Source organism: Kitasatospora sp. NPDC093558 (assembly GCF_040683475.1).
In the GTDB taxonomy this organism is placed as follows: domain Bacteria; phylum Actinomycetota; class Actinomycetes; order Streptomycetales; family Streptomycetaceae; genus Kitasatospora.
Map to the genome: position 1 here is coordinate 1 of NZ_JBFBDY010000536.1, position 4,387 is coordinate 4,387.

At 74.6% G+C, this 4,387-nt stretch carries 4 protein-coding genes and 2 pseudogenes; 1 reads left to right on the forward strand and 5 read right to left on the reverse strand.

Translation table 11 applies throughout. The annotated features are described in order from the left end of the window. From AB0O00_RS30880 to AB0O00_RS30895, 4 genes and pseudogenes are all read right to left on the reverse strand, one after another. Positions 1 to 717: ROK family protein (locus AB0O00_RS30880; RefSeq protein WP_363657367.1), on the reverse strand; the 717-nt coding region annotated here is incomplete at its 3' end. A gap of 14 nt (positions 718 to 731) precedes the next feature. Continuing rightward, entirely contained in the window at positions 732 to 1,295 is a 564-nt protein-coding gene (locus AB0O00_RS30885; protein ID WP_363657362.1) for a GtrA family protein, read from the reverse strand. Between the two features lie 39 nt (positions 1,296 to 1,334). After that, positions 1,335 to 2,780: a hypothetical protein gene (locus AB0O00_RS30890; protein ID WP_363657364.1), complete on the reverse strand. Its 1,446-nt coding sequence runs from the start codon at positions 2,778 to 2,780 to the stop codon at positions 1,335 to 1,337. Between the two features lie 288 nt (positions 2,781 to 3,068). After that, positions 3,069 to 3,392: pseudogene (locus tag AB0O00_RS30895) on the reverse strand (S16 family serine protease); the annotation flags it as partial. A 7-nt stretch (positions 3,393 to 3,399) separates the two neighbouring features. Here AB0O00_RS30895 and AB0O00_RS30900 point away from each other — a divergent pair. Further along, positions 3,400 to 3,768, forward strand: a pseudogene (locus tag AB0O00_RS30900) (NAD-dependent epimerase/dehydratase family protein); the annotation flags it as partial. Between the two features lie 16 nt (positions 3,769 to 3,784). Here AB0O00_RS30900 and AB0O00_RS30905 read toward each other — a convergent pair. Continuing rightward, the gene (locus tag AB0O00_RS30905; protein ID WP_363657365.1) at positions 3,785 to 4,273 is read right to left on the reverse strand and encodes a hypothetical protein; all 489 of its coding nucleotides are present in this window, start codon (positions 4,271 to 4,273) and stop codon (positions 3,785 to 3,787) included. Between the last annotated feature and the right edge of the window lie 114 nt (positions 4,274 to 4,387).

Genomic DNA, 4,387 nt, shown 5'->3' on the forward strand with positions numbered 1-4,387 from the left:
GATCACGATCGCCGAGCCGACGCCGGCCTCGGCGGAGACGTGCAGGAAGTGGTCCGGGCCGCCGCCCAGCCAGAGTTCGGCGAGCCCGCCCAGGTTGGCCTCGTTGTCCGCGTCGATCGCGAGCTCCGCGAGGTCGTCCGAGCCGGCCGCGCGCAGCGCGAGGCGCAGTTCGGCGGCGAGCGGCACGTCGCGCCAGCCGAGGTTGGCGGCGCGCTGGAGCACGCCGCCGGAGGTGGCGACCAGTCCGGGCACGGCGAGCGCGAGCGCGGCCGGGCGCAGGCCCGCGTCGGTGACGGCCCGGCGCAGCAGTTCGGCGAGGTCGGCCATGACGGCGGCGGGCGAGCGGCCCCGGTTGCGGATCTCCTGGCGGCGCCAGGCGACGACCTCGCCGCGCAGGTCCACCACGCAGGCGCCGAGGTGCTCGACGCCGATCTCGGCGCCGAGGCCGCCGGGCCCGCGCGGGTTGAGGCCGAGCGCGGTGCCGGGGCGGCCGACCTTGCCGCTCGGCGCGGCCGGGCCCTCCTCGACCACCAGGCCGCCGGCGATCAGCTCCTCGGCGAGCGAGGAGACCGCGGCCCTGGTCAGCCCGGTCTCGGCGGCCACCTCGGCGCGGGAGCGCGGGGCGCGGGCGATCACGCCGAGCACCAGCGCCAGGTTGGCCCGGCGCATGCCCTGCTGACTGGCGGGCCCGGTCCGGACACCTTCCGGCTCCCGCATCACGGTCACCCCGCTCACCTCGCCCCGGGCACCTCCCGGGACGTCTCGTGTGCAGCGTAACCGTGTTCGAGGGGCGGCTGCGTCCCGGTGGTGGCGGGCTCGGCGAGGCGGGTGAACACCCAGCGCTGCATCGCCCAGAACCGGAAGAGCATCGCCACGAAGGTGCCCACGATCATGCCGCTGAGGAAGTCCGCGACCTCCTGGGTGAACGCGTCGACGTACGGCTCGCGCAGGTCGAGGACGTACCGCGAGAGCGCCAGCGGCACGTCGTTGACGGCGATCGCCACCGCGCTGACCAGGAAGAACAGCACCGCCTCGCGCCGCCGCCCGTGGGCCCGGAAGGCCCAGCTGCGGTTCAGCACGTAGGAGACGACGGTGGCGATCACGGTCGCGATGGTCAGCGCGACCACCGGCTTGTGCGCCAGGACGGTGAACTTCAGCTCGAAGTTGATCACCGTGGTGAGCACGAAGCAGCTGCCGCCGACCAGCAGGAACTTCACCAGCCTGCGGTGGCGCACCAGGAACGGGCGCAGCCTCGCCGGTACCCGGGCCAGGACGCGCTGAGTGGGGGACGGCATCCTCGCAGTCTCGCACGGGGTGTGCGCCGTCCCCCCTCGTCACTGCGCGGAGATCCTCAGGACGCCGGTGATCGTGCCCTGGTAGACCACGCCGCCCGGGGCGATGGAGCCCACCATCTGCAGCGTGTCGACGAGGAAGCCCGCCCCCAGGAACTTGGTGCGCCCGACGGTGCCGGTGGCCGGGTCGACCTCGGCGTAGTAGTACGGGTCGAGGATCGACGTGGCGGTGGTGCCGGGGATCAGCGGCTTGCGCAGGATGGTGTGGATCAGTCCGTCGGCGGTGGAGAGCCGCGGGACGGCGGAGGAGCGCACGGTGGTGTCCCAGACCAGGTCGCAGCCGGAGCCGTCGGGCCGTACGTCGACCCGGCTGAGGCCGCCGCGGAAGGCGGCGGAGGCGGGCACGCTCGGCCCGGCGTCTGCGGGCAGCGCGGGGTAGGGGTAGCCGTTGGTGCTGCTGATGAAGACGCTGTTCCCGGCGCCTATCGGGGAGTTCTCGCTGCCGCTGCCGCCGGCCCTGAGCACCGGCACCGAGCAGACCGGCGAGCCGTCGGAGGTGCGGTAGACCAGCAGGTTCACGGTCGGCGCGGCGTTGTCGACGATGGTCGTGTAGTCGGTGCCGGTGCGCGGGCCGAAGAAGGTCGGGGTCGAGCCGGTGCCCCAGCTCAGCTGGCCGGGCTTGCGGCCGGGCCCGCGGTCGTACGCCTGCCGCCAGGCGGTCCGCGGGGTGCCGTCGGCGTCGGCGGTGAGCAGGTAGGTGGCGTGGGTGGTGGCCACCAGGGTGCCGGCCGGGGCGGTTGAGATCGAGTTGGCGATGCGTTCCCCGGCGGGCAGGGCCATCCGGCGGACGGCGCCGGTGCGGTCGTCCGCGGTGCCGACGACCCCGCCGCCGGTGGCGAACCAGACCCGGCCCTGCCAGTCCGGCGAGATGCCGACGACGGCGTCGCCGGCCGGGATCGCCCCGGCCAGCGGGAGGCGGCCGTCCACCGTCAGCTCCCAGTCGCCGTCGGCGGTGCGGTGGTGGCCGATCCGCAGCAGGTCGCCGTGGCCGTCGACCGCCACCAGGCGGTCCCGGTCGTCCAGGTAGGCGTACACGCCGCCGAGCAACGAGCCCTTGGCGAGCGGGAGTTCGGCGAGCGACTCGCCGTCGTCCGGGTCGAGCAGGTGGACGGTCGGGGTGCGCCCGATGATCGTGGTGCAGAGCGCGACCGGGAAGCCGTCGTAGCCGACCAGCACGGTCGGGCACGCGGACTGCAGGGCCGTGCGGTGCGAGGTGAGCGGGCCGGCCGCGGGCCCGGGCAGCCGGGTGGCGTCCGAGGAGCCGGTGTCGCCGTGCATGGTGGCGGTGCCGTCGGGGCCCGCGTACGGGTTGTGCGGCGGCAGCGTGCCGAAGGGCGTGGCGGCGCGGGCCGGGGCCGGGGCCGCGAGGGCGAGCAGGGCCGCGGCCGCGAAGGCGGCGACGGCTCGGGAGGGCAGCGCGAGGCGCATGGAGGTGTCCCCTCGGGTGAACGGGCGGGCGTGGGCGCATGGCGGTGCGGCCACCCGTTGGGGGTTCCCGGCGGGGGCGTCGGGTGGATCACCGCACTCAACGGACGCGGTGACAGATCGCCGAGCACGCGCGGGCCAGGTCGACGTCCAGTCGACGGCTCAGGTGCGCGTGGCGGTTCACCCGGCCAGCATCTCGCACTGACGCCCCGTCTCACAAGCCGCGTCTCGCCCAATGGGCAAAGGCCGGGCGGAGCAGTCGCGCTGCTCCGCCCGGCCCTTGAGCACCCGTCAGGCGGCGACGACGAGCACCTCGGCCGGCTCCAGAGCCAGCTTGAGCACCTCACGGACGTCCGCCACCGGGTGCACGGTGAGCCGCTCCAGCACCTCGGCCGGGACGTCATCCAGGTCGGCCTCGTTGCGCTTGGGGATGATCACCGTGGTGACGCCGGCCCGGTCGGCCGCGAGCAGCTTCTGCTTCACCCCGCCGATCGGCAGCACCCGCCCGGTCAGCGACACCTCGCCCGTCATCGCCACGTCCGTGCGCACCTTGCGGCCGGACAGCAGCGAGGCGAGCGCGGTGGTCATGGTGATGCCGGCGCTCGGCCCGTCCTTGGTCGGCTCGGCGCTCGCACGCGGCGAGGCGCCCAGGGTGTTCGAGGACGGCAGCCAGCGGCGCGACTTCGTCCACGTCGACGACGTCGCCGCAGCCAACCTGGCCGCCCTGGCCGCCCTCCCCGCCAGGACGCCCGGCAGCACCCGCGCATACAACGTGGGCAGCGGCGAGCCCCGGACGGTCGGCGAGATGGCGCAGGCCCTCGCGGAGGCGTACGGCGGCCCGGCACCGGTGGTGACGGGCGAGTACCGGCTCGGCGACGTCCGGCACATCACCGCGGACTCCGCCCGGCTACGGACCGAACTCGGCTGGCGCCCACAAGTGCCGTTCCGCACGGGGATGAAGGAGTTCGCCGCCGCGCCCCTGCGGGCGTGAGCCGGCGGATGAAACCTCAGCGCACGGCCTCGTCCCAGAGGTCCAGCCCCGCGCGGAGGAGTTCGCGCACGGCCGCGGTCTCCTCGCCCGTACAGGCTCCCTCCCCCGCAGCCGGGTCGAGAGCAGCGCCGCCGAAGATCTTCTCGTAAGCACTGTCGTGGACCGGCCCTTGGGACGGCAGGGGCGGGCCGGTCGGCAGGCTGTGCGAGAGGTCCTCGAAGAGGTTCCACGCGTCCAGCAGCAGTCCCGCCGGAGCGGAGCCAAGGCCGGGATGCTCGACCCACCGCCGTACGACGGCCAGATCGAGCGTGGCCTCACCCTCCCAGACGACCTCCCAGCCGTTGCGGCGGCAGCATTCCCGCAGCGCCGTGAGGTCGCGGAAGGCGAGGAGCCTCCCGCGTTCGTCCACCATGAGCGCATCGGGGGCATCGTCCGCTCCGGGCCGCCAGATCAGCGTCAGGTCCCCTGCCCTGGTCGCGATGCGGTACGGATAGTGGTCGGCCATGCATGTCTCCCCGGTCCGGAATCGGCAGCCACGGCTACGCGGGCGAGGCCGCCCGCGGCGCCGGGAGGGCGATCTCGAAGCAGCAGCCCCCGTCGACGTTGCGCACGCCGGCCC

What these genes read in the sequence shown, in the direction of transcription:
- AB0O00_RS30885 (WP_363657362.1), bottom strand. Translation starts at nt 1,295, where the DNA reads ATGCCGTCCCCCACTCAGCGCGTCCTGGCCCGGGTACCGGCGAGGCTG.
- AB0O00_RS30890 (WP_363657364.1), bottom strand. Translation starts at nt 2,780, where the DNA reads ATGCGCCTCGCGCTGCCCTCCCGAGCCGTCGCCGCCTTCGCGGCCGCG.
- AB0O00_RS30905 (WP_363657365.1), bottom strand. Translation starts at nt 4,273, where the DNA reads ATGGCCGACCACTATCCGTACCGCATCGCGACCAGGGCAGGGGACCTG.